The 25,066-nt window shown below is 46.5% G+C and carries 22 protein-coding genes; 11 read left to right on the forward strand and 11 right to left on the reverse strand.

The features are described 5' to 3' along the window. Positions 1–314: 314 nt before the first annotated feature. From fre to trxA, 6 genes are all read right to left on the reverse strand, one after another. Positions 315–1,028, reverse strand: a complete 714-nt coding sequence (gene fre, locus R7R24_RS23255) for an NAD(P)H-flavin reductase (RefSeq protein ID WP_005382872.1) — start codon at positions 1,026–1,028, stop codon at positions 315–317. A 14-nt stretch (positions 1,029–1,042) separates the two neighbouring features. Further along, on the reverse strand, positions 1,043–1,312 hold the full coding sequence (locus R7R24_RS23260; protein ID WP_009696789.1) for a 2Fe-2S iron-sulfur cluster-binding protein: 270 nt from the start codon (positions 1,310–1,312) through the stop codon (positions 1,043–1,045). After that, positions 1,309–3,162, reverse strand: coding sequence for a 4-hydroxy-3-polyprenylbenzoate decarboxylase (ubiD, locus tag R7R24_RS23265; RefSeq protein ID WP_191116392.1), 1,854 nt, complete (start codon positions 3,160–3,162; stop codon positions 1,309–1,311). The genes R7R24_RS23260 and ubiD overlap by 4 nt, the downstream gene beginning before the upstream one ends. A 91-nt stretch (positions 3,163–3,253) precedes the next feature. Then, complete coding sequence (locus tag R7R24_RS23270; protein WP_054579636.1) at positions 3,254–4,246, reverse strand: hypothetical protein; 993 nt, start codon at positions 4,244–4,246, stop codon at positions 3,254–3,256. Between the two features lie 106 nt (positions 4,247–4,352). Next, a complete protein-coding gene (rho, locus tag R7R24_RS23275; RefSeq protein ID WP_005378757.1) occupies positions 4,353–5,612 on the reverse strand; it encodes a transcription termination factor Rho in 1,260 nt (419 codons plus the stop codon). 196 nt (positions 5,613–5,808) lie between these two features. Next, positions 5,809–6,135, reverse strand: coding sequence for a thioredoxin TrxA (gene trxA, locus R7R24_RS23280; RefSeq protein WP_004745500.1), 327 nt, complete (start codon positions 6,133–6,135; stop codon positions 5,809–5,811). Positions 6,136–6,246: 111 nt separating this feature from the next. On the opposite strand from trxA, the gene rhlB reads away from it, so the two are divergent. From rhlB to R7R24_RS23295, 3 genes are all read left to right on the forward strand, one after another. After that, positions 6,247–7,566 (forward strand): ATP-dependent RNA helicase RhlB, encoded by a 1,320-nt coding sequence (gene rhlB, locus R7R24_RS23285; RefSeq protein ID WP_005378764.1) that lies wholly within the window; start codon positions 6,247–6,249, stop codon positions 7,564–7,566. A gap of 19 nt (positions 7,567–7,585) precedes the next feature. Further along, positions 7,586–9,079 carry a guanosine-5'-triphosphate,3'-diphosphate diphosphatase gene (gppA, locus tag R7R24_RS23290; RefSeq protein ID WP_005382885.1) on the forward strand — a complete coding sequence of 498 codons (1,494 nt, stop codon included), beginning with the start codon at positions 7,586–7,588 and terminating at the stop codon, positions 9,077–9,079. Between the two features lie 172 nt (positions 9,080–9,251). Beyond that, positions 9,252–10,895 (forward strand): sugar nucleotide-binding protein, encoded by a 1,644-nt coding sequence (locus R7R24_RS23295; RefSeq protein ID WP_054579635.1) that lies wholly within the window; start codon positions 9,252–9,254, stop codon positions 10,893–10,895. 222 nt (positions 10,896–11,117) lie between these two features. Here R7R24_RS23295 and R7R24_RS23300 read toward each other — a convergent pair whose 3' ends face one another. The 3 genes from R7R24_RS23300 to recQ all read right to left on the reverse strand — a co-directional run bounded on the left by R7R24_RS23300 (position 11,118) and on the right by recQ (position 14,177). Beyond that, the gene (locus R7R24_RS23300) at positions 11,118–11,792 is read right to left on the reverse strand and encodes a 7-cyano-7-deazaguanine/7-aminomethyl-7-deazaguanine transporter (RefSeq protein ID WP_054579634.1); all 675 of its coding nucleotides are present in this window, start codon (positions 11,790–11,792) and stop codon (positions 11,118–11,120) included. 234 nt (positions 11,793–12,026) lie between these two features. Next, positions 12,027–12,332 (reverse strand): DUF3630 family protein, encoded by a 306-nt coding sequence (locus R7R24_RS23305; protein WP_054579633.1) that lies wholly within the window; start codon positions 12,330–12,332, stop codon positions 12,027–12,029. A gap of 9 nt (positions 12,333–12,341) precedes the next feature. Then, a complete protein-coding gene (gene recQ, locus R7R24_RS23310; protein ID WP_005451195.1) occupies positions 12,342–14,177 on the reverse strand; it encodes an ATP-dependent DNA helicase RecQ in 1,836 nt (611 codons plus the stop codon). Between the two features lie 178 nt (positions 14,178–14,355). Here recQ and rarD point away from each other — a divergent pair, with 178 nt between their 5' ends. From rarD to ggt, 4 genes are all read left to right on the forward strand, one after another. Then, complete coding sequence (rarD, locus tag R7R24_RS23315) at positions 14,356–15,273, forward strand: EamA family transporter RarD (RefSeq protein ID WP_005382912.1); 918 nt, start codon at positions 14,356–14,358, stop codon at positions 15,271–15,273. A 71-nt stretch (positions 15,274–15,344) separates the two neighbouring features. Then, complete coding sequence (locus R7R24_RS23320; RefSeq protein ID WP_017633800.1) at positions 15,345–16,142, forward strand: AraC family transcriptional regulator; 798 nt, start codon at positions 15,345–15,347, stop codon at positions 16,140–16,142. A gap of 91 nt (positions 16,143–16,233) precedes the next feature. Continuing rightward, positions 16,234–16,893, forward strand: coding sequence for a LysE family translocator (locus tag R7R24_RS23325; protein ID WP_017633799.1), 660 nt, complete (start codon positions 16,234–16,236; stop codon positions 16,891–16,893). A gap of 111 nt (positions 16,894–17,004) precedes the next feature. Continuing rightward, the gene (ggt, locus tag R7R24_RS23330; protein WP_151514361.1) at positions 17,005–18,771 is read left to right on the forward strand and encodes a gamma-glutamyltransferase; all 1,767 of its coding nucleotides are present in this window, start codon (positions 17,005–17,007) and stop codon (positions 18,769–18,771) included. Between the two features lie 981 nt (positions 18,772–19,752). Here ggt and uvrD read toward each other — a convergent pair. Then, positions 19,753–21,927: a DNA helicase II gene (uvrD, locus tag R7R24_RS23335; RefSeq protein ID WP_005378778.1), complete on the reverse strand. Its 2,175-nt coding sequence runs from the start codon at positions 21,925–21,927 to the stop codon at positions 19,753–19,755. Positions 21,928–22,208: 281 nt separating this feature from the next. On the opposite strand from uvrD, the gene R7R24_RS23340 reads away from it, so the two are divergent. The 4 genes from R7R24_RS23340 (at position 22,209) to R7R24_RS23355 (ending at position 24,662) form a co-directional block, all read left to right on the forward strand. Further along, positions 22,209–22,469 (forward strand): DUF2282 domain-containing protein, encoded by a 261-nt coding sequence (locus R7R24_RS23340; RefSeq protein ID WP_005378779.1) that lies wholly within the window; start codon positions 22,209–22,211, stop codon positions 22,467–22,469. 99 nt (positions 22,470–22,568) lie between these two features. Then, complete coding sequence (locus R7R24_RS23345; protein ID WP_213883939.1) at positions 22,569–23,441, forward strand: DUF692 domain-containing protein; 873 nt, start codon at positions 22,569–22,571, stop codon at positions 23,439–23,441. Further along, on the forward strand, positions 23,438–24,196 hold the full coding sequence (locus R7R24_RS23350; protein WP_213870896.1) for a DNA-binding domain-containing protein: 759 nt from the start codon (positions 23,438–23,440) through the stop codon (positions 24,194–24,196). The genes R7R24_RS23345 and R7R24_RS23350 overlap by 4 nt, the downstream gene beginning before the upstream one ends. Before the next feature lie 10 nt (positions 24,197–24,206). Further along, entirely contained in the window at positions 24,207–24,662 is a 456-nt protein-coding gene (locus R7R24_RS23355; RefSeq protein ID WP_054575520.1) for a DoxX family protein, read from the forward strand. Between the two features lie 31 nt (positions 24,663–24,693). Here the strand turns inward: R7R24_RS23355 and R7R24_RS23360 are convergent, their stop codons facing one another. Continuing rightward, positions 24,694–24,975, reverse strand: coding sequence for a hypothetical protein (locus R7R24_RS23360; protein WP_005378786.1), 282 nt, complete (start codon positions 24,973–24,975; stop codon positions 24,694–24,696). Between the last annotated feature and the right edge of the window lie 91 nt (positions 24,976–25,066).

Here is a 25,066-nt window from a genome sequence, read left to right on the forward strand (position 1 = left end):
TGATAGGTCTATATTGTTAAAGAGCTTGCTTTGCGAGAAGTTTTTCTCTCAAAGCGGAGGTGCATTCTAGCGATTTAATTGACAGTGTCAAACACTTTTTGCAATTTTATTTTTCGTAGAAGCTTTCACCTCTCCGACCCTGCTGAAGCCTTATCGCGTCTGCCGTGTCGGTGGATGCGCATTATAGGGAACTCAGATCCGTTCGCAACCCTTTTTTGAAAAAAAATGGAAAAAAATGACTGTTCGATGACTATTTCATCAAAAAAGCAAAAAAGAGGGTAAAAAACCCTCTTTTTCTGCCTTAAAAGCCGTATTTAAATGAATGCGTACGCGTCTGCGAACATACGTTCGCTCTTCGCTTTCTTGTTCTGAGTGAACTGTTCACGTGCTGCGCCAGCCATTTCAAAACGACCTGCAATATAGATATCGTAGTTTTCTAAGCTTTCGAAATCTTCAGCTACAGCTTGTAGCACGTTACCAACTTTACCTTGCCAGTCTGCAGGAGCTTCTTCTACTACTGGCACAAAGTGAACATTGGCAAACTTGTCGGCAATCTCGACCAGTTCGTCTTTAGCATAAAGCTGGCAGTTATCGCGCGCCCCCCAATATAAATAGATAGGATTGGTTTTATTCTGCGCTACGCAGTGATCCAGAATCGAGCGAACGTAACTGAAGCCTGTACCACCAGCAATTAATAATAATGGGCGTTCGCTTTCTTCTTGAACCCAAGCATCGCCATGTGGCGCATCAATTTCAATCTGACCATCAGTTTCAAGCGCCGCTTGCATTGCTTCGACAACTTCTTGTGCATAAGCGTTGTGTTCCGCCGCACCGATGTGCAGTTCAAGTTCACCTTCATGACGACAAGGGCTGCTTGCGATAGAGAAAGGACGTTTGTCTTTTTCACCCATCACCACCATTAGGTACTGACCCGCTTTAAAAGGCACTGGTGATTCTGGATGAAGAAGGATTTGGTAAGTATTACAAGCTAACGGCTGAATAGACTTTACTTTACATTGGATGGTCATGGTGTTCCTCTCGCTTACTCGTCAAAAGTAAGCACTAAATTACTTTCTGTATAGGCTTGGCAAGGGAATATCCAGCCTTGCTGTTGCTCTTTTTCGGTTAGCATCGGTTCGAGGTGATAGCTCACCTCGCCCGTTAGCTTTTTACACATGCACATGGCGCAAGCGCCAACTTGGCAACGGTGCGGGAAGCGAATATTGTTGTTGAGCGCAGCTTCCAACACCGTCTCCCCTTCTTTTACTTGGAACGTAACGTCCATTGGTAGAAGGTGGACTTGATGACTCATAGAATACCTAACTGGTCCCAAATCTCATCGACTTTAGCCACAAGTTTAGGATCTTTTTTGATAGGCGTGCCCCACTCGCGCGTGACTTCAGATTCGAACTTGTTGGTCGCATCCAGTCCTAATTTGGATGAACTCTCAGTCTTACCAAGCACTTGAATCGTGTCTCTATCTGGGTCCATTCGAGTTGTCACCGCCCAAATGATGTCATTCCAATCTCGTGCGTTGACGTCATCGTCGCACAAAATAATGAATTTGTTATCCGTGTACTGAGCAAAGAAGTCCCACAAGTATTCCATCAATGCTTGAGATTGACCGGCTTGGTCTTTCTTCATAGTCACGACAGCAAATTGGTTGTTTGCTGTAACTGGAAGATAGACGTCAACAATCTCAGGGCGTTGCTGTTTCAACTCATTCAGTTCTGCTTCGGTAATCGCTTTGCTGTCTCGCTCAGTGACCTCGGTTCGCGTCGCCAGCTCGGCATCCCATTTAATGGTCGCATCTAAGCCCATTTTGGAGCCAAGCCCAACCACAGGTGAAGCAAAGTCGAGCGAGTCGATTGGCGTGTTATCTATCATCAAAGTATCATGTATAGGGTCCATATGCTCTGACATGGCTTTAACGACATCATTCCAATCTCGTGCGTTTACCGATTCATCGCACACAATAACAAACTTGGTATACATGAATTGACGTAAGAAAGACCACACGCCCATCATTACGCGCTTGGCATGTCCTGGGTACTGCTTCTTCATGGTGACGACGGCCATTCGGTACGAACAACCTTCTGGCGGTAGATAGAAGTCTTCAATCTCTGGGAATTGCTTTTGCAGAATAGGCACAAACACTTCGTTTAATGCCACACCCAATACAGCTGGTTCATCTGGCGGACGACCTGTGTAGGTGCTGTGATAAATAGGGTCTTTACGCATAGTAATGTGCGTAATAGTAAATACGTGGTGCTTTTCTTTTTCGTTATAGTAGCCAGTATGGTCACCGTAAGGACCTTCATCAGCAAACTCATTCGGGTCGATATAGCCTTCCATCACGATTTCCGCGCTTGCTGGCACTTCCAAATCATTGCTGACTGACTTCACGACTTCCGTTTTGCTTCCACGTAGCAAACCTGCAAATGCGTATTCCGATAGCGTATCTGGCACTGGTGTTACTGCGCCAAGAATGGTTGCTGGGTCTGCACCAAACGCGACCGAAACTGGGAAAGGTTTACCTGGATTGGTTTCCATCCAATCGCGCAGATCAAGCGCACCACCACGATGGGCTAACCAACGCATGATGATTTTGTTCTTGGCAATTTTCTGCTGACGGTAAATGCCTAGGTTCTGACGTTTCTTATTTGGACCTTTGGTTACGGTTAAGCCCCAAGTAAGCAGCGGCGCTACATCTTCTGCCCAACAGCTCATTACCGGAATTTTATCCAAGTCGACTTCATCACCTTGCCAAACAATGTCTTGGCATGGTGCTTTACGTAAACGCTTAGCCGGCATGTTCAATACTTGTTTGAACACAGGCAGTTTTTCTAACGCGTCTTTGAAGCCTTTTGGTGGCTCAGGTTCTTTTAAATAAGCCAGCAGCTTACCGACTTCTCTTAATTCTTTAACGTCTTCGCGTCCCATACCGATTGCGACACGCTCTGGTGTACCAAACAGGTTAGTCAAAACAGGTACGTCGTAGCCGATTGGGTTCTCAAACAACAGCGCAGGTCCACCAGCACGCAAGGTGCGGTCGCTGATTTCTGTCATTTCATAAGCGGGCTCGACAGGGTGAGTGATGCGTTTAAGTCGACCTTTCTGTTCTAGGTGGTCGATAAATTCGCGTAAATCCTTAAAACTCATAGGCCTTCATGCTGGCTGATTAAACTGTCCGCAGTATAACAAATAGGAGGACGCTAAGATCCTCCTATTTTGTGTGGGTATGTGAGCCAGATTACTTTAATACTTGTTCAATCTGCCGAGTCTTTATCTGATGGTTCGAAGATACTAACTCTTCCAACCAGGTTTGATGCCCTTGTTGAGCAAGCTCTCGAGCAACCATGGTTGCTTCTTCTGATAACGCCATTTTTCTAACTAGAAACTGCTTTACTTGCGGAGATAGAGGGTTAGATTTTGTAAGTAGACTAATAGCTTCTGGCTTGAGTGATGGGTTAACTGTGGCATTCATCAATTGCTGAATGGAAAAAACGTCTCCAACCGCAGCTAAACGCTCAAGTTCGGACTGGCTGTTGTAATCGGCTTTCATCCGCCAGAGTAAGTTGTACACTTCCTCATCCTGACTAACTTGTGCCAACCTGACTATCACGGCCGTCGAGGGTAACCAACTGGTCACATTTGCTTTGGTTAACTGGGCCGTTAATGCAGCAAGCGCATTGGGTGATAAGCTGTCTAACTCTCGAATCAAAAGCGCTTCACGCGCTTGAGCTTGTTGAGATGGCCCTGTAAGCCATTGCTTTAAGTTAAGCTCTCTTCGTTCAGCTTGTAAGACAAAGTCCAAGGTACTTTGGTCTTGTTTCCAACGCTTAATCAAGCGACTAGCAATAACGGGAAAGTTAAAAGCGGGTACACTAAATTCATACCCATCACCCCGCTCTAACACTTGATAAGTCGGGGTCATACGGATCTGGGACTCAACAAACAGAGCCATTCGAGGCGTGAGAATCACATCTTGCTTTTCAAGCTTTTCCAATAATTGAAAGCGCACCACCTCTTGTTGAGGCAAAGCAAGTCTATCAAGGGCAAATTTAAGCGAGTTGACTTCATCTCTGACAGCGTAATCAAGCAGTTCAGAGACTTTAGTCTGTATTTGAGTATCCTGAAGCCACTGTTCTACTACAGACTCATGCATTTCCTTGGCAGATAATGTCGCAGGTAGAGTGATAAGTGACAAGCTCAGGAGTAATGACGACAACATTCCTTGTTGCATGTTAACCTCCCGATAACATTTCCTTCATTCTGATACTTCTATCGGGAGAAAGCAATAAAAAAGCCACCGATATACAGTGGCTTTTCGCAGAATAACTTATCTGAGATTATTGACGACGCATCGCATCGAAGAACTCATCGTTGGTCTTCGTCATCGCTAGCTTATCGATTAGGAACTCCATTGCGTCGATTTCGCCCATTGGGTGAACGATCTTACGCAGAATCCACATCTTCTGTAGTTCGTCAGTCTTCGTCAGTAGCTCTTCTCGACGTGTACCTGAGCGGTTGAAGTCAATCGCAGGGAATACACGCTTCTCAGCAATCTTACGGTTCAAGTGCAATTCCATGTTACCTGTACCCTTGAACTCTTCGTAGATAACTTCATCCATTTTAGAACCAGTATCTACTAGTGCCGTTGCGATGATAGTTAGGCTGCCGCCTTCTTCTACGTTACGTGCAGCACCGAAGAAACGCTTAGGACGATGTAATGCGTTTGCATCCACACCACCAGTTAGTACTTTACCTGATGAAGGCACTACGGTGTTGTAAGCACGAGCTAGACGAGTGATAGAGTCAAGCAAGATAACTACGTCTTTCTTATGTTCAACAAGACGTTTTGCTTTCTCGATCACCATTTCCGCTACTTGTACGTGACGAGATGCTGGCTCATCGAAAGTCGACGCAACCACTTCACCTTTAACTAGGCGCTGCATCTCAGTTACTTCTTCTGGACGTTCGTCGATAAGAAGAACCATCAACTCACACTCTGGGTGGTTGTACGCGATGCTTTGCGCGATGTTTTGCAGAAGCATTGTTTTACCCGCTTTAGGCGGAGCAACAATCAGACCACGTTGACCTTTACCGATTGGCGATGCCAAGTCTAAAACACGTGCTGTAATGTCTTCTGTTGAACCGTTACCACGCTCCATAACCATTCGCTCATTCGCATGTAGAGGGGTAAGGTTTTCAAATAGGATCTTGTTACGGGCGTTGTCTGGTTTATCGTCGTTAACGGTATTGACTTTTAGAAGGGCAAAGTAACGTTCACCGTCTTTTGGTGGACGAATTTTACCAGCGATAGAGTCACCAGTACGTAGGTTAAAGCGACGAATCTGACTTGGTGATACGTAGATATCGTCCGGACCCGCAAGGTATGAACTATCTGCACTGCGTAGGAAACCAAAGCCGTCTTGCAGAATTTCCAGAACCCCATCGCCAAAGATGTCTTCGCCGCCTTTCGCGTGCGCTTTTAAAATCGCGAAGATGATGTCTTGTTTTCTTAAGCGAGCTAGGTTCTCTAATCCTAAGCTTTCGCCCAGTTTTACAAGGTCAGACACAGGTCTGTTCTTCAGTTCGGTAAGGTTCATGGTGGTGGATTCTTGTTTAGTCAAAATAAGATCTGTTTTCTAGTTAAGATGGATTTGGTCTCAGGATCGACCAAGAAGAGAAATTTGTTCAATTAACGCGCGATAAGTTAGCACTAATTAGTATTCTAGTCCAGAGTTAGAAAAACAAAACCGTGCATTGTAACTTTGCACGGTTTTATCTGTAATCACTTGGTGATTATAAGTTTGCGTCTAGGAACTCTTTTAGTTGAGTTTTAGACAGAGCACCTACTTTCGTTGCCGCTACGTTACCATCTTTAAATAGTAATAGCGTTGGAATGCCGCGAATACCAAACTTAGGTGGTGTACCTGCGTTATGGTCGATGTTTAGTTTACCGATAGTGAGTTTGCCTTCGTACTCGTCTGCGATTTCGTCCAAAATAGGAGCGATCATTTTACAAGGACCACACCATTCTGCCCAAAAATCCACTAGAACCGGGCCTGCAGCGTTGATTACATCGTTTTCAAAACCGTCATCAGTTAGCTGCAAAATCTTATCACTCATCTTCCACTCCAATGTGTTTTTCGAAACTGGTTGGATGATAACCAGTAATTAGATGCCCTATTGGAATGTATTTACTTTCGTATTGCAAGCTTTAGCTGATATTCTATAGCCATGAAAAAGACGCATATCACAGAGCAAAAGTTCGCCGATTTGGGCTTAAAGCCCCAAGTTATTGAAGGATTGGACAAAAAAGGGTTCGAATTTTGTACCCCTATCCAAGCCTTGGCGTTGCCGGTCCTGCTCACCGGCCAAGACATCGCAGGCCAGGCCCAAACGGGTACTGGTAAAACGCTCGCGTTTCTTACTGCTACGTTCAACCACCTTCTGACGACTCCGGAACATGAAGGTCGTAAGCCTACACAGCCACGCGCAATTATTATGGCGCCTACACGTGAGCTCGCTATTCAGATTTACAATGATGCAGAATCATTAACTGAAAGCACAGGTCTAAAAACCGCTCTAGCTTACGGTGGTGAAAGCTACGACAAGCAACTTGCGAAACTGCAAGACGGCGTAGATATTCTGATCGGAACAACAGGCCGTATCATCGATTTCTACAAACAGCGCGTATTTAACCTCAACAACATTCAAGCTGTTGTTCTGGACGAAGCCGACCGCATGTTCGATCTTGGCTTTATTAAAGACATTCGCTTCTTGTTCCGTCGTATGCCTGAGCCAAAAGAGCGTTTGAACATGCTGTTCTCAGCAACGCTGTCTTACCGCGTTCAAGAACTGGCATTCGAACACATGAATACTCCTGAGCATGTCGTTGTCGAACCAGAACAAAAAACTGGCCACCGTATCCAGGAAGAGCTTTTCTATCCTTCGAATGAAGACAAAATGGCGCTGCTTCAAACACTAATTGAAGAAGAGTGGCCAGATCGCGCTATCATTTTTGCCAATACCAAGCATAAGTGTGAATCGGTTTGGGGACATTTGGCTGCCGATGGACACCGTGTAGGCCTTCTTACTGGCGATGTACCGCAGAAGAAGCGTGAGAAGATTCTTGAGCAATTCACCAAAGGTGATGTCGACATCTTAGTTGCAACTGACGTTGCAGCGCGTGGCCTGCATATTCCTCAGGTAACGCACGTTTTCAACTACGACCTTCCTGACGACTGTGAAGATTATGTTCACCGTATTGGCCGTACTGGTCGCGCTGGTGCGAGCGGCCATTCGATCAGTTTTGCTTGTGAAGAGTACGCGGTTAACCTACCAGCAATCGAAGAATACATTGAGCATACAATCCCAGTTTCAGAGTACGATTCGTCGGCACTGATTCAAGATCTACCGGCTCCGATTCGTATGCGTGCACCACGCAACCAACAGCGCCGCACGAATACTGGCGGTACCCGTTCTGGTTCTGGTAACCGTAAGCCGCAGGGACGTCGTCCACGCCAACCGCGTCAATCGGCACCAAAACAATCGTAATAGGAAACTGAGTTCGTTTATGAGTCAAGCAGGATCATCACCGCTATATGCCGCCATCGACCTCGGGTCGAACAGTTTTCACATGCTCGTTGTGCGTCACATCGATGGCAGCGTTCAAACAATGGCTAAAATTAAGCGCAAAGTTCGTCTAGCAGCGGGCTTAGATGAACATAATTCTCTTAGTATGGAAGCTATGCAGCGAGGATGGGACTGCTTAAGTCTATTTGCGGAACGCTTGCAGGACATTCCTAAACAAAACATTCGCATCGTCGGTACTGCAACATTACGTACCGCGACCAATGTAGATGTGTTTTTAGAAAAGGCTAACCAAATTCTAGGCCAGCCTATCGAAGTGATTACTGGTGAAGAAGAAGCTGCCACTATCTATAAAGGTGTCGCTCACACCTCTGGCGGTAGTGGTCGTCGCCTTGTAGTCGATATCGGTGGAGCAAGTACCGAACTGATTATCGGTGAAGGTTTCGAAGCCAAAGCACTGACCAGCTTAAAAATGGGCTGCGTGACTTGGCTTGAAAACTTCTTTAAAGATCGCCAATTGAATGCTCGTAACTTTGACGCGGCAATTGAAGGAGCGAAACAGACCATTCAGCCGATTTTAGAACGTTATACAGAAATTGGTTGGGATGTGTGTGTTGGTGCATCAGGCACTGTTCAGGCATTGCAAGAGATAATGCTGGCACAAGGCATGGACGAAGTAATCACTCACTCCAAACTCAAGCGTCTACAGAAGCAAGCCATGTTGGCCGACCATTTAGAAGAGCTCGATATTGAAGGCTTAACACTTGAGCGGGCATTAGTGTTCCCTAGTGGCCTCTCTATTTTGATTGCCGTTTTTGAATTGCTTGAAATCGATGCTATGACACTCGCTGGCGGCGCACTACGCGAAGGCTTAGTGTATGAGATGGTTGAAGAGCTTCGCCAAGAAGACATTCGTGCCCGCACTATCGCTAGCGTACAAAATCGCTATCAGCTCGATCACCAATACGGCGAACAAGTCGCTACTCTGGCACACACGCTTTTACAGCAAGCTGGGGGCGATGAGTGGATTACAGAGCCTCAGGGCAAGATATTACTCGAGACCGCCGCAAAACTGCATGAAATTGGTTTAACTATCGATTTCAAAAAAGGCGGAGAGCATAGTGCTTACTTGCTGCAGAATTTGGATCTGCCTGGTTACACGCGCGCACAGAAGTTCTTTATTGGTGAAGTGGCTCGTCGCTATCGCGAACAGCTCACTTCTTTACCTGAGCAGCATGCATTATCAGGCTCAAGTGCCAAACGAGTATTGAGACTGTTGCGTCTTGCGGTTCTGCTCAGCCATCGTCGCAATCCTGATCTAGAGCCAAATGTGACTCTAACAGTTGAAGGCGACAATCTAACGTTACACATTGATGCGCAATGGCTAGAGAAAAACCCACTGACTGCGGCTGAGTTGGAAATTGAATCCAACCGTCAGACAGACATCGGCTGGCCATTAAATATCGTAGCAAAATAAGCGAATATCACTGCCTTACAATACTAAAGCCCAGGCGTTCGCTTGGGCTTTTTTGCTTCTATTTCCCCTACAAAACGTGCTGCCCAGCAAAAATCTCAGCTTCTCCGCTCTACATCGAAAAACAGCCATGCTTTATTGATAAACACGATTTAGCCAACCAAGATGCACCATAATGAAAACCGTTTTAATGACTGGCTTAACTGGCACTCTCGCCCCTATAGTTGCTCATCAGTTCCAACTTCGCGGCTGGAATGTATTGGAATGGAATCACCATCAAATCCCGCCGGATGATCTACAGCAAAGTGAGCAATTTTGGCAACAGCACCATATTGATGCGGTGTGCCATATGGCGATGGGGGGTGAAGCGTGGGCAGCGTGGCTTGGTGAGCACTGCAAACGCCATAATATTCCTTACCTCTTTGTCAGCACAGCAATGGTATTTGATGCCACAAAAAACGGGCCTTATGGCATCTTTGAAGAAAGAAACACCCAAGATGATTACGGCAAATACAAAGTTCGTTGTGAAGATGCAATCTGGCAAGCAAATCCAGATGCGATGGTTGCTCGAATTGGTTGGCAGCTCCATCACCAAGCAGAAGGCAATAACATGTTGGTGCATCTCGACCGCCAACATGAAGAGAACGGAGTTATTACCGCTAGCACGGCTTGGTATCCCGCGACTTCTCATATGGACGATACTGCACTCGCCTTTTTGCAGCTTATTGAGCGGAACGAAGCCGGTTTACATCACCTTGATAGCAATTTAAAGGATAAGTGGAATTTCTACGAACTCGTTTGTGCACTCAAGCAGCATTACAACAAGCCATGGCAAGTGCTGCCAAGCAGTGACTATCACCATGACCAACGTCTAACCGATGAACGAATTGCCTTGCCGCCATTGAGTGAACGTTTCAACAAGCCAGAGCAAATCCAACAAGCTGGCATCATAGGAATCAACTGGGGACGCACGCACATTCCCCACTATCGAAACAATGGTGTATCGGTCACGACGTTATGCGCCAACCAAATAGAACCTCTTCAGCAAGCGTGCAGTGAAGAAGCAATCCCAAAGGCAGAAACGAACATCAGTGCACTCAAACAACTCGATGTCGTGACAATCGCGACACCTGCGCATACTCATGCAGAGATCATAAAGACGTTAGGTTCAACCAAGCTGATTTGTGAAAAGCCATTGGTGGGATTGAATTCTGACATAACTCACTGGCAGCAACCGAACGCCAACCTATTGGTTAATTACGCCTTTGCTCAGCTTAATACCGCCAAGACGATAGAGGAGTGGCTCACTTCGCAAACTCAACCTTGTGTGGTCAATCTAGTCACCCAAGTTAACCTACCGGGCATCTTCACACTCAAAGAGTGGTTTCTTGAAACAGCTAGCCACCCTATCTCTTGGTTGCTGCACTGCTTTGGAGACTACTCTCAGTCAACACTGACTGAGAAAAACGGCCAACTGATCGTTGAGCTGCAATGTGGCGACCACCAGCTAAGATTTGTATTTGAATTAACAGGTGAGCCGGGCATCGAGCACAATCTAACGATTCAATCCAACCAGACCTTAACTAGCAAAGGCTACTACCGTGTCGGCGAAAAATGGCGTTTCGAGCCTATTCTCGTTAATGGCAAAGCGATAAATGATGGAGAGTACAGCGAGTCTGATTGCTGGCAGGATGCCAATCAACGCAGTGTCGGTTTGATGTTGGCGATGTTCAATCAAAGCATCAGCTGGGATAACGGCCTGCAACTTGGCGCCTTCGATGCGCAAAAAGCCATTTTGATTGAGAAGATGCTCTGTTAGCCATTTCACCAGCGAGCTTCCTCTACGTGCCGTACCTTCGATTAAAAGGTCTCACTCGGGACCTTTTTTACTGCTCATTTTTACCTTCGTACAGCTCAGGGAGCTTTTGGACACCCATGATCTAATTGCTCCCCACGCTGTACAAAACCCTCTAAATCCCAGTAAGCAGGTACAAAAAAGCCGCTTGATTTAAGCAAGCGGCTTTCGGGGTTCCCACTGATATTAAGACTGAACGCTTGTCGTCACCTTAAAGTCAGCGTTCACCGCAGTCAGCTTCTTAATTAGGTAATTCAGTAATACGCCGTACATCGGAACGAACAAACCAAGACTGATAATCAGTTTGAAGCCGTAATCCACCAGCGCGATTTCCGTCCAATGCTCTGCCATAAATGGATCTGGGCTTTGATAGAACGCAATGGCGAAGAAAGCGATGGTATCAAGTGCATTACCGAAAAGCGTTGAACACGTTGGTGCCACCCACCATTGCTTCATTTGACGTAGGCGGTTGAACACGTGCACATCCATGATCTGACCAAGTAGGTACGCCATGAAGCTAGCAATCGCGATACGAGCAACGAATAAGTTAAATTCCCCTAGGTGACCAAAACCTTGGAATTGACCTTCGAAGAACACCACCGATAAGAAGTAAGACACTGCCAAAGCAGGCAACATCACTAAGAAGATAATCTTACGCGCCAACTGAGCACCGAAAATACGCACAGTTAAGTCAGTCGCTAGGAATATAAATGGGAAAGTGAATGCGCCCCAAGTGGTATGGAAACCGAAAATAGTAAACGGTAGCTGAACTAGGTAATTGCTAGATGCAATAATGACTAGGTGGAATAGAACCAGATAGATAAGGGCGTTGCGCTGCTGCGCAGGGGTAAAGTTACTCATGCGATACCTTTTTAGTTTGGTTTGGGGGTGAGGGAACCCAAATCGAGTCACTGAATAAAGTGGCTCTTACCAACAATGTAAAATGAAAAATAAACTGGCTTGGCTCATTCTGAGCGAAGCGGTGGGCGATTATACATTAACCACTTTTCGCCGCAAGTCGTCTGTTTTACGCAAACGTTTAAGCATAAAAAAGGGTGTTTCATGTGAAACACCCTTTCAAGAAAAATTCTATTTTTAGAAGCCGCGCTGGAACAATCCTGCAAGATAATCCAACTCTTCCCTGCTCTCTTCAATCGCTAACGCTTCAAACCAAATCGCTTCGCTGTAATGCTCTGCTTTCATAAACAGTCGGCAACCTTCAAAGTCGATCAGCCAAGAGTGAATGTCCGCATCCCACTGCTTTTCCACCACAGTAGCAGAAAGCAAGACAACTAAACGCTCACCTAAAGCAGGAAAGCTATCAAGGTCAAAGCTCGGCGCGGTAATGATTAAGCGCCCTTCTTGTGCCATGTAGTCCGCTAAGCCAAATTCCTTTTGCATCTTGGTTCCTTATCCGTGGTGAGTAATGTGTTCTTGAATCAAATCGAGGAATGGATCGGCGTACTTCTCCAGTTTGCGCTGACCAACGCCGCTGACTGCCAACATTTCGCCGTAAGACGTTGGCAAGATCTCCGCCATATCAATCAGAGTCGCATCACTAAAGACCACGTATGGTGGCAAACCATCTTCATCAGCAATCGACTTACGCAGCTTACGTAACTTAGCAAACAGCTTTTTGTCGTAGTTCTTGCTGGTCAGTTTGTCCGACTTCGCCGCACGTGCTGCAGTGTCTAAACGCGGAACCGCTAACTCCAGAGTCACATCGCCACGTAGCAGCGGACGCGCCTCTTCAGTAAGTTGCAGCGTTGAGTTACGCGTGATGTTTTGGAACAGCAGCCCTTTGTGGATTAACTGACGGAAGATACTCACCCAGTAATCGTGGCTGTGATCGCGCCCTATCGCGTAGGTAGAAATCTTATCGTGCCCGTTTTCACGTACACGAATGTTTTGCATGCCACGTAGCACTTCTACCACGTAGCCCATACCAAAGCTCTGATTAACACGATACACACAAGACAACGCCTTACGCGCTTCTTCCGTGGCATCAAAGTGTTTCGGTGGATCTAAGCAAATATCGCAGTTGCCACATGGCTTCTCACGATACTCACCAAAGTAATTCAATAGCACCTGACGGCGACAAGTCTGCGCCTCAGCAAAGGCACTCATCGCATTCAGTTTGTGGGTTTCCACCTGCTTCTGTGGACCGTCGTCTTTCTCATCCAACATACGACGCAGCCAACTGATGTCCGCTGGGTCATACAACATCATGGCTTCCGCAGGCAAACCATCACGCCCTGCACGACCCGTTTCCTGATAGTAGGATTCGATATTGCGCGGGATATCAAAGTGAACCACAAAACGCACGTTTGGTTTGTTGATGCCCATACCGAATGCCACGGTCGCCACCACGATCTGGATATCATCGCGTTGGAAAGCTTCTTGAACGTAAGCGCGCTCATCGGCATCCATACCTGCGTGATAACCAGCAGCACGAATGTGGTTGTTGCACAGCTTCTCGGTCACCATCTCAACTTTCTTACGGCTACCACAATAGATGATGCCGCAATTCCCCTTTTGGGTTTCAAGATAACGAACGATTTGCGAAACCGGCTTGTGCTTCTCAACTAAGTTGTAGCGAATGTTGGGACGGTCGAAGCTGCCTAGGTAAACCTCTGGATTATTCAGTTGCAGGCGTTCAAGAATATCTCGGCGCGTTGCGTCATCTGCTGTCGCCGTCAGCGCCATAAATGGCACATGGGAAAACTGCTGCTTAAGCTGACCAAGCGCGGCGTATTCTGGCCGAAAATCGTGTCCCCACTGGGAAATACAGTGCGCTTCATCGACAGCAATCATCGATAGCGGCAAGTTTTCCAAGCGCTCAATGAAATCACGCATCAATACGCGTTCTGGTGAGACGTACACCAACTTAAGATGACCAGTGTGCATGCGGTTATATACGCTGAGCAGTTCTTCACGAGGCATGGTCGAGTTAATGCATTCAGCCGCTACACCGTTGGCTTTAAGCTGGTCCACTTGGTCTTTCATCAGCGAGATAAGCGGAGAAATCACCAAAGTAATACCAGAGCGAACCAAAGCAGGGATTTGATAACACAGCGACTTACCGCCACCAGTAGGCAGGATAACTAAGCTGTCGCGACCTTCTACCGCAGCATCAATCACCAACTGCTGACCATCACGGAACTCTTGGTAACCAAACACATCCTCCAACACACGTTGAGGCGTTACAGGCGAATCAGATTGTTCGGCTAACAAGGTCGAGGTCATGAGAAGTCTCAGATTGGGTCTTAAAAAAGAGGTGCTTATGCATACCACTGGCACACAAAGTGAGGGCACATTGTAATGGGGTTTCATGGTGAATAAAACCGCAAATTGTTAGGTGTTTCGCATCACGACTCGTATACTGATTTTCTGCTCTATAAAACACACAATTAGGTGACACTTCATGACACCAGAAGACGAACAACAACGCGCGCGGCAAGGCATCTTGCTAGCGATTGGCGCGTATACCATGTGGGGCATTGCGCCGATGTACTTTAAGTCCATCGCACAAGTATCTCCTTTGGAAATTCTCAGCCACCGAGTGATATGGTCTTTCTTTTTGCTTGCTGCACTCCTCCATTTTGGCCGTCACTGGCGCTCGGCTTACCACATCGCGAAAGACAAAACGAAAATCGCTTACCTGATCGCAAGTTCCATGTTAATTGGCGGCAATTGGTTGATTTTCATTTGGGCGGTAAACTCGAATCATATGCTCGACGCCAGCTTAGGTTATTACATTAATCCACTGATCAACGTCTTACTCGGGATGGTCTTCCTTGGTGAGCGACTGCGTAAATTACAGTGGTTCGCGGTTGTATTGGCAGGTTGTGGCGTACTCGTTCAACTGATTGTATTTGGCTCCGTACCCGTTGTTGCGATGGCGTTAGCAATGAGCTTCGGCTTTTATGGCTTATTAAGAAAGAAAGTCAGTGTCGATGCAAAAACTGGCTTGTTTATTGAGACATTACTTCTACTGCCAGTGGCCGCTGTTTATTTGCTTTTTGTTGCCGATACACCAACCTCAAATATGCTTACGAATCCACTTACGTTAAATAGTTTGTTGATCGCAGCTGGGGTTATAACAACCCTGCCACTGCTGTGCTTTACGGGTGCAGCAACAAGACTCAAATTATCGACTTTGGGCTTTTTCCAATATATAGGCCCAAGCTTAATGTTTTTACTTGCAGTATTGATGTATGGCGAACCCTTTACCATGGATAAAGCGATCACTTTCGTCTTTATTTGGGGAGCACTAGTCGTGTTTAGCTTTGATGGATTACGTAATAACCGTCGCTCACGCCGAATCGTTCAGCCACAGTGATCGTTTTTTACAAGACAAGTTAGAAATTGCCAGATAAGCTTGGTCATAATGTGACCAAGCTTTTTTATTTAATGGAACATATTCAGTACTACGCAACCGACCATGACAACTTGAGTCTAATAGAGGCGAAATACCAGAAATTTGCTTTTCAAAGGCATTACCATCTGGATTTTCATCTCGGCCTGATCACGCATGGTGCGCAGAAGTTCCAATACCAAGGTAACAGCCACCAAGTTGGTCATGGGCAAATTGTGATTATGCCGCCGGATGAGCTGCACGACGGGCAATCTAAGCTCGAGAGTGGCTACGAAGTAAATGTGTTTGCGATCGAACCTCACCTATTGAGCGATCTAGCCGATCTTAAGAAAAACGGTCAAATAATACACTTCAACGAACTGATCATCTCGGATCCCCAGATATTTTCACAACTTAGTAACTTACACGGGCTACTTCGTCGTGAAAACCTCAGCCAACTCACTAAAGATTGCCTTCCTTTTGAAGGATTTAACCAACTTTTTGATCGCTACGGATCGCTTGAGCGACAAAAAGTGGTGCCGCTAGGAAACCAATCGCTTGGGACGTTAAAAGATTATCTAATGGCTAACCTTGACCAAGCGGTGCGTTTGGATTCACTTTCAGAGCTGTGCCAACTGAGCCCAACTCAGTTCCAGCGCCACTTTAAAGCGCAAACCGGCATGACGCCTTATGCGTGGTTCGCACGCCTGCGCCTTGAACAAGGCATGAAGTTACTGCAAGCTGGTCAATGTGGTACCGACGTCGCCCACCAGATCGGTTTCTACGATCAAGCGCATTTCAGCAAAGCGTTTAAACAGACCTACGGCGTTTCCCCTTCTCAAGTGGCTCGTTAATTTCATTTACCGAGAAAGCTGTCAGTTTTTTACAAGCGCCACAGGTGACTTACCACGACAATAGCCGCATTGGTTAAATTTGAGATGTGTTATGAATGAATCCACCATATTGCTGACACTCGCCAGCATTCACTTTATTGCCCTAATGAGTCCAGGTCCGGACTTTGCGCTGGTCGTACAAAATGCGACGCGTCATGGTCGTCAAACTGGCTTGTACATTGCGTTGGGATTGTCCGTCGGTATTTTGCTGCACTCTTTGTTCAGCCTGACAGGTGTGAGTTTTGTCGTCCACCAGCACCCAGTGCTGTATTCCGTGGTACAACTGCTCGGTGGTAGTTACCTGCTCTACTTAGGAATTGGCGCATTGCGTGCCGTGATCTCGATGATCCAAAACCCACAGACGGATCAACCTAAGAAGCAAAATAACCTAGTGATCAGCAATAAGCGTCAAGCGTTTGCTAAAGGGTTTGCGACCAACATTCTTAACCCAAAAGCCCTGGTGTTCTTTGTCAGTTTGATGTCGAGTTTAGTCCCAGCAGGTATGTCGATTACTGGCAAAGGTATTGCACTGGTCATCCTGTTTGGCTTGTCGCTATTCTGGTTCTCTAGTCTTGCATGGATGCTGTCGACACAGCGCTTACAGCGTAAATTGCAACAAGCGGGTATCTACATCGACGGTCTATGCGGCGTGGTATTTACTCTAGTGGGCGGCAGTATTCTATACCAAACTATCAATACTTTTATCGGATAAAGTACTGATTTAAAAGCGTAGCACAATCGACATTTCTAAGATTGCTGACTCGACGTGACTCTCCATAACTGCCAAGCTCAAAGCACAAAACTGGCAACATGGAGAGTCATCATGCATTGGACGTTCAACCGACTCGTGACCACGGGTCTTTTTCTTACTTCCCCACTCGTCTTATCTACCCCAACCTTTGCTAACCAAGCAGCAGATGCGGTTGCGCCGGAGCACAGCACTGGCTTCGAGCAAAAACAACTGGTCAAAGCGAAAGATTATATGGTTACCGCTGCTAACCCAATTGCAACCCAAACTGGTGCGGATGTTATTGCCCAAGGTGGTAATGCTATTGATGCTATGGTTGCCGTGCAGCTGATGCTGGGCTTGGTAGAACCGCAATCATCAGGTATTGGTGGTGGCGCCTTCTTAGTTTATTGGGACAGTGAGAAACAAAAACTGACTACGTATGATGGACGCGAAACCGCACCGCTCGCCGCGACGCCGAAACTCTTTTTAGACGAAAAAGGACAACCCCTACAATTTTACGATGCGGTTGTCGGCGGGCGCTCCGTTGCCACTCCTGGAACAGTGAAACTGCTGTGGGACACACACCAGAAATACGGCAAGTTGGAATGGAAGAAGATCATCCAACCCGTGATTACCTTGGCTGAGCAAGGTTTCGAAGTCAGTCCTCGCCTCGCGAGTCTGATTGAGAAAGATACTAAGCGCCTATCACGCTTCCCTGCGACTAAGGCTTACTTCTTCAATCCAGACGGCTCACCAAAAACCGAAGGCACGTTGTTGAAGAACCCTGAATACGCGCAAACTCTGACGGCAATTGCAGAGCAAGGGGCAAAAGCTTTCTATCAAGGCGATATCGCTACAGACATCATCAAGACCGTACAGAATGCACCGGGCAATCCTGGCGTATTGGCACAACCTGACTTTGATGCGTTCCAAATCAAGCAACGTGAGCCGGTTTGTGCGGCTTATCAAAGCTATGATATCTGCGGCATGGGACCACCTAGCTCTGGCGCATTGACGGTTGGACAGATTCTCGCGATCACCGAGCAATACGATCTTAAAGGTTGGGGAGCCGAAAGCGCGAAATCATGGCAAGTGATCGCCGATGCATCGCGCCTTGCGTTCGCGGATCGTGGTAAATACATGGCTGACCAAGATTATGTGCCAATGCCAACCGAAGGCTTGCTTGATAAAGATTATCTCAAACAACGTGCTGAGCTCATTCAAGTCGGTAAAGCCTTGAGTAAGGCTGAAGCCGGTAATCCTCCTTGGTCGCACGCCATGAACTTAAGCATGGACCAATCGATCGAGTTGCCTTCCACCAGCCATTTCAATATCGTCGATAAGCAAGGCAATGTGGTTTCAATGACAACAACCATCGAGAACGCCTTTGGCTCACGCTTGATGGTGCGCGGCTTCTTGCTCAATAACGAACTGACCGATTTCTCTTTCCGCACGCATCAAGATGGTGTGCCAATCGCAAACCGATTAGAACCGGGCAAACGCCCACGTTCATCCATGGCACCAACCATTATGATGAAGGATGACAAACCTTACATGGCAATTGGCTCACCAGGTGGCAGCCGCATTATTGGTTACGTCGCACAAGCCATTATCGCCCACACGCAATGGGATATGGACATCCAAAGCGCGATTAATCAGCCACGATTGCTGAACCGTTTTGGCACCTTAGATATTGAGCAAGGTACCGCCGCAGAGGGCTTACAGCCTGCTCTGGAGAAGATGGGTTTTAAAACCGATGTTCGGGATTTGAATTCTGGTCTGCATGCGATACGCATAACAAAAGACGGTCTTGAAGGCGCTGCGGATCCGAGACGTGAAGGTGCCGCTATCGGGCAGTAAGAGTCTTTCGCTCGACCCCTTGTGCGAGATCTCTCACAAAGGGTTGAGCAAACCTCTCTTTTTTAATGGTAAAACCGTACAACAAAGAGCGTAAGTCATTGAATTTAATACTCATGTATCTTTTTTGAACGCTAAGAGAGTAAAAAATGTGAGATTAGCCCGTTGTTGGAAATCGTTAAACACGTAATATTAAACCTGTCGGAAGGATGCTGACACGGAACAGGAAACACCACGGACTTGGTGAACTTCAGGAAGAAGAAACGGTTATTCAGGATGAATAGTCGGGCATGGATTGCAAAATTGGACATTGAACGGAATCAATAGTGACTAGGATGGTTGCTACTAAGGACGGGAAATGGACACCTCTGGACGAGGCAAGGATTTGAACATCAGGATGATGTCAGGGACACCGCTCAGGGAACAAGTGATGAGAGCTAACGAGGATAGTTAGCAGACCAGGATAAGGTCATTAAGGACACCGCTAGGAAGGCGACGTAAGGATTAAGCTGACGGATTCAGCACACTATCATGGATTAGATGCATGGAGCACTCTTAGTAGCTGGATTGCTGCGAGTAAGACTATAACCCCGATGGGCGCAAGCCCTCGGGGTTTTTCTTTGCCTAAAGTTTTTCTTAGTAGATCTGCTGAAAACAGGCATTCACCCACAACGCCCACCTTTCACTTCAAACGGCATCGTTAAGTCGCGCTTTTGTACTCCATTTATCATTCCATTTTTTACTGCGTTAGCGACACCAAAACTGCACAAACAAAAAGAGCCGCCGAAGCAGCTCTTAAGTTGATGATACCAATCACAGTAAATAAGTGATCAGAAATAGCGTAGGGAAAATGCTTGAGAACAAGGCGCAATTTTTCGATAAGTAGTTATTCTACAATCAAAAATTGCAACGCAGTTATCGAGTATTTTAACAAGCTAGAATGACCAGTTATTTACTACGATTGGTATGAGTTTTGGTCAAGCCTTACAGTTTCTCTAGTCGTGCGTAAGCAGTTACCAACCATTTGATGCCTTCACCGTTAAAGGCAATCTGTACACGGCTTTGTGGACCACTGCCTTCGAAGTTGATGATGGTGCCTTCACCAAACTTTGGATGCATCACACGAGAACCTAGCGTAAAGCCGGTTTCATTAAAGCTCTCTTTCACAACAGTTTGGCTAAATCGACCACTGCTTGAAGGACGGCTAACTTGCGCCTTCATTCGTACTTCATCTAAACAAGTTTCTGGCAGTTCACGGATAAAGCGAGACGGTTTATGGTATTTATCCTGACCGTACAAACGACGCATTTCAGCATAAGTGATGTACAGTTTCTGCATCGCACGGGTCATGCCTACGTAACACAGACGGCGTTCTTCTTCTAAGCGCCCTGCTTCTTCTGCCGACATTTGGCTTGGGAACATGCCTTCTTCCACACCGACCATAAACACCAATGGAAACTCTAGACCTTTCGCACTGTGTAATGTCATGAGCTGAACCGCATCTTCAAATTCGTCCGCTTGTCCTTCGCCCGCTTCTAGTGCTGCGTGGGTTAGGAATGCCGTCAGCAGTGACATGTCTTCGGCTTCTTCTGGTTTCTCGAATTGGCGAGTTGCGGTCACCAATTCCTCCAAGTTCTCAATACGTGCCTTAGACTTTTCGCCCTTCTCTTGCTCGTACATCGCGAACAAGCCCGAGTATTTAATCACATGGTCAGTTTGGTGATGCAGCGGCATCTCTAAGGTGTCGTCTTCTAGCGCGGTGACAAGCTCGATAAAACGGCTCAGAGCACCAGCAGCGCGACCAGCAAGAACCTTCTCGTCCAACATTGCCACACTCGCTTCCCACATGGTGCAACCACGATCACGAGCCGCAAAACGGATGGTTTCAAGCGTCTTATCGCCCAAACCACGCGTTGGCGTATTCACCACACGTTCAAACGCCGCATCATCGTTACGGTTGGCAATCAGACGCATGTAGCTCAAGGCATCTTTGATTTCCTGACGTTCGAAGAATCGCATGCCGCCATAGATACGATAAGGCAGACCGGCTTGAATTAACGCTTCTTCCAGAACACGCGACTGGGCGTTGTTACGGTAAAGCATCGCAGCGTCATTCAGAGCACCGCCCTTGTCTTGCCACTCTTTGATTTTGTTCACCGCAAAACGGGCTTCATCTAATTCGTTGTAAGCGCTGTAAACCGAGATAGGCTCACCGACCACGCCATCCGTCCACAACTCTTTACCCATACGCTCGGTGTTATTCGCAATCAGGGTGTTAGATGCTTCCAGAATGGTCTTAGTGGAACGGTAGTTTTGCTCAAGACGAATGGTATTCACGCTTGGGAATTCGAGCGTAAACTTCTCAATGTTCTCGACTTTTGCACCACGCCAACCATAAATCGACTGGTCGTCATCACCTACGATCATCACGTGACACTCAGGACCCGCCATCATACGTAGCCAAGCATATTGAATGTTGTTGGTATCTTGGAACTCATCCACCAAGATGTGCTTAAAGCGTGCTTGGTAGTGTTCACGAACGAACTTGTTATCACGCAGTAGCTCATGTGCGCGCAGCAAGATCTCCGCAAAATCGACTAAACCAGCACGGTCACACGCCTCTTGGTAAGCGGTGTACAACTGTAGATATGTCTTGGTCACTGGATCATGGTACGCATCAATGTGCGACGGACGCAGACCTTCGTCTTTCTTACCGTTAATCCACCATGCCACTTGGCGTGCAGGCCATTGCTTCTCATCGAGGTTTTGCGCTTTGATCAAACGCTTTAGCAGACGCTGCTGGTCGTCACTGTCAATGATTTGGAAATCTTCCGGTAGCTTCGCATCAAGATAGTGTGCACGCAGAATACGGTGACAAATGCCGTGGAAAGTACCATTCCACATACCGCCTGCACTGCCCATCATTAGCTCTTCGATACGTCCACGCATCTCTGCCGCCGCCTTATTGGTAAAGGTTACCGACATAATTGAAAACGGAGAAGCTTGCTCGACCGACATCAGCCAAGCGATACGGTGAACAAGAACGCGTGTCTTACCACTTCCTGCGCCAGCAAGAACGAGCAAGTTTTCTAGAGGTGCTGCAACGGCTTCACGTTGTTTATCGTTCAAACCGTCGAGTAATAGAGATGGATCCATCATGATGAGAGCTACTGGTTATTTATACATAAAAACCGATTATAACCTAAACAACCGGGTGCTGTTTAGACAAAACTTGATAAAAAAATCGATGTTTTTTTGCCCAACACATCAATTAGTTATACCTATTTGACCCTGCAAACCCATTTACTTCAGAAATTTTTCTGAAAGTTTTTTAGCCAGTTTCCTATCTTTTAAGTTAAGCAAGTTGATAACAAAAACGCCAAAACAGGTGATTCATCTTGCCAACTTAAAGTAAAGGAAATCATTCAGAGGAATTTATTATGAAAAAGTCGAATCTAGCTGTTACTGCTGCTGTTACTGGTCTTCTAGCTCTTGGTGGCACAATGCTAACTGCAGCTCCAGCTGTCGCTGCTGAAAAAGAAAAGTGCTATGGCGTTTCTAAAGCAGGTAAAAACGACTGTGCAACAAAAAGCAGCTCATGCGCTGGTACTTCTAAAGAAGATAACCAAAAAGACGCATTCGTAGTCGTACCAAAAGGTCTTTGTGACAAACTCGCTGGCGGTAGCACTTCTTCTTCATAATCTTTTATCGCTAGCTATTGTGAGGATGCGTTGACGCTCAACCAACGCAAAGCCAAGACGCATCCTTCTCTTCCCGCACGATTTGAAAAGGAGTTTCACGTGAAACACCACACCTTCCACGACCTTGTTGGAGTTGGATTAAGAACCCCTCACCTCGATTACTTTAGCCAATCCCAGCCTGAGTTGTCTTGGTTAGAAATCCACAGTGAAAACTATTTCCAACCCAATGCAACAGAGCGCCATCAGCTACAAACGCTTCGCGAGCAATATCAAATTAGCTGCCACGGTATTGGTTTGTCGCTAGGTTCGGTGGAACGTGTTAGTCAAAAGCATCTTGCGCAACTTAAATCACTGATTGACTCAATCGACCCAATTCTTGTTTCTGACCATTTAAGTTGGAGTGAAAACGGCGGTCACTACTTTAATGACCTGCTTCCACTTCCGTATACGGAAGAAGCGCTCAACGTGTTCACTCGTAACGTGAATGAAGTGCAGAATTATTTGCAACGCGAGATCTTGATAGAGAACCCATCTAGTTATGTGAAGTTTCAACATTCGACCATCAGCGAATGGGAGTTTCTTACCGAAGTGCAAAAGCGCACTGACTGTCGTTTATTGCTCGACTTAAACAATGTTTATGTTTCGGCGTTCAACCACGGTTTTGATTGCGACACATACCTAGATGCGATTCCAGCCGACAAAGTGGATGAGATTCACTTGGCAGGTTTTACCATTAAACAACTCGACAAAGGTGAGATATGGATTGATACCCATAGCCGCCCGGTTAGCGATGAAGTTTGGCAGTTGTTTTCACAGTGGACAAAAAAACACGGTCCACGTCATACGTTGATTGAATGGGATTTGGATATCCCCGCGCCAGAAGTCTTATTAGGAGAAGCACAGAAAGCATCGCTACTGCTGTTGCAAGGCACACTTCCAAGTGAACAAAGCGAACCAAGGAAGGCATCATGAATCTAGCCACCTTACAAAGCCAGTTTGCTAAAGCCCTACACTATCAAGCACTCGGTGAAGATTGCGATATTGCCAGTGATACGTTTACCGCTGATGAACGCATGCAGATTTACCGCAATAACTTTATCGTCAGCTTAAGCGAGGTGTTATCCGCGACCTACCCGATGGTTGAAGCGCTGCTTGGTGAAGAATGCTTTGAACAGATAGCTCGCCAGCATGTTCTTTCTTACCCATTAAAAGAAGGAAATGTGGTGCATTATGGCGAAGGCTTTCAAGACACCATCATGCAGTTTAGTCAGGTGATCGCACAAGCACCTTACAGCCCTGAAGTCGCACGCTTCGAGTGGCATATCGACCTAGCTCGTCAAGTACAGTATGAACAATCCAATGCAGCGGAATTAAAACCGCTTGCGTTACTTGGCGAAGTGAGTGAAGAGCAACAACCCGCTTTAGTCTTACACCTTAAAAAGGGCTGCCGCAACTTTGACTCCAACTACGCAGTATTCGATCTATTTAGCGCGATTCAAACTGGGCAATTCGAACAACTTAATATCAACCAATTACAGCAAGGTGTCATCTCGATTCAAGCCAATGGAGAAGCCTTGTGTCACGCACTCGATGCCGATGTGTTCCAACTGCTGCAATGTTTAGAGCAGAAACAGAGTTTGAGCGAAATACCTGAAGTTTTACTCGCTCATCTCAATCGCATCATGGCACTCGATATCGTTGACGGCTTTACATTGCAATCAATCTAAGGAGCACTCTATGACGGATACGGTTAAAAACTTAGTGAATCGGTACGACGATTTAATCAGTACCTTACAAGCAGCCTTTGTCCCTTTACTACTTCTCTTTTGTCGCTTTTGGGTTGCTTGGGTGTTCTTCAATTCAGGACTAATCAAAATCTCATCTTGGGATAGCACGCTGTACTTATTTGAGCTGGAATACCAAGTGCCAATCTTGCCATGGGAATTGGCGGCTTATTTAGGTACGGCTGCGGAGTTGGTTCTACCGGTGTTCTTGGCACTGGGATTGATTACCCGCCCGATGGCAGCAATGCTGTTTGTGTTCAACATCATCGCAGTGATCTCTTACCCACTGTTGTGGGAGAAAGGTTTTTATGACCACCAACTTTGGGGATTGATGATTCTTATCGTAATCGTATGGGGGCCAGGACCGCTGTCTTTGGACCACATCCTGAAAAAGAAAATGACGAGCTAAAAAAATCCCCGCATCATGCGGGGATTTTTTATTATTTATTCAAGTAAGCCAGTAGCTCTTCTGCTGAGATACCTTGCTGAGCGAGGTCTTTTGCCATCTGCTCGACTTGTTCATCTTTGCGTGACTCAATCACTTGCTGAAATTGGTACACGATATCACGCAAAATTGGCAGAGGTACTTGTTTAGCCGCACTACGAATACGCTCGGAGCTTTGATTACCCAGCTCATTAAGCAACTTGCCAAACATCACCTTTTCTGGTGAATCTTCCATTTGCTCTAGAATACGAGCCATTTCATACGTGGTTAACGACATTACTTTTTGAGTTCCGTTATGGTGTCAGGAAAAGTCTGAGTGACAAATATACACGCCTTACTTACATTGGAAAATACTAAATTACACTGAT

This window comes from Vibrio sp. 704, from assembly GCF_033339295.1.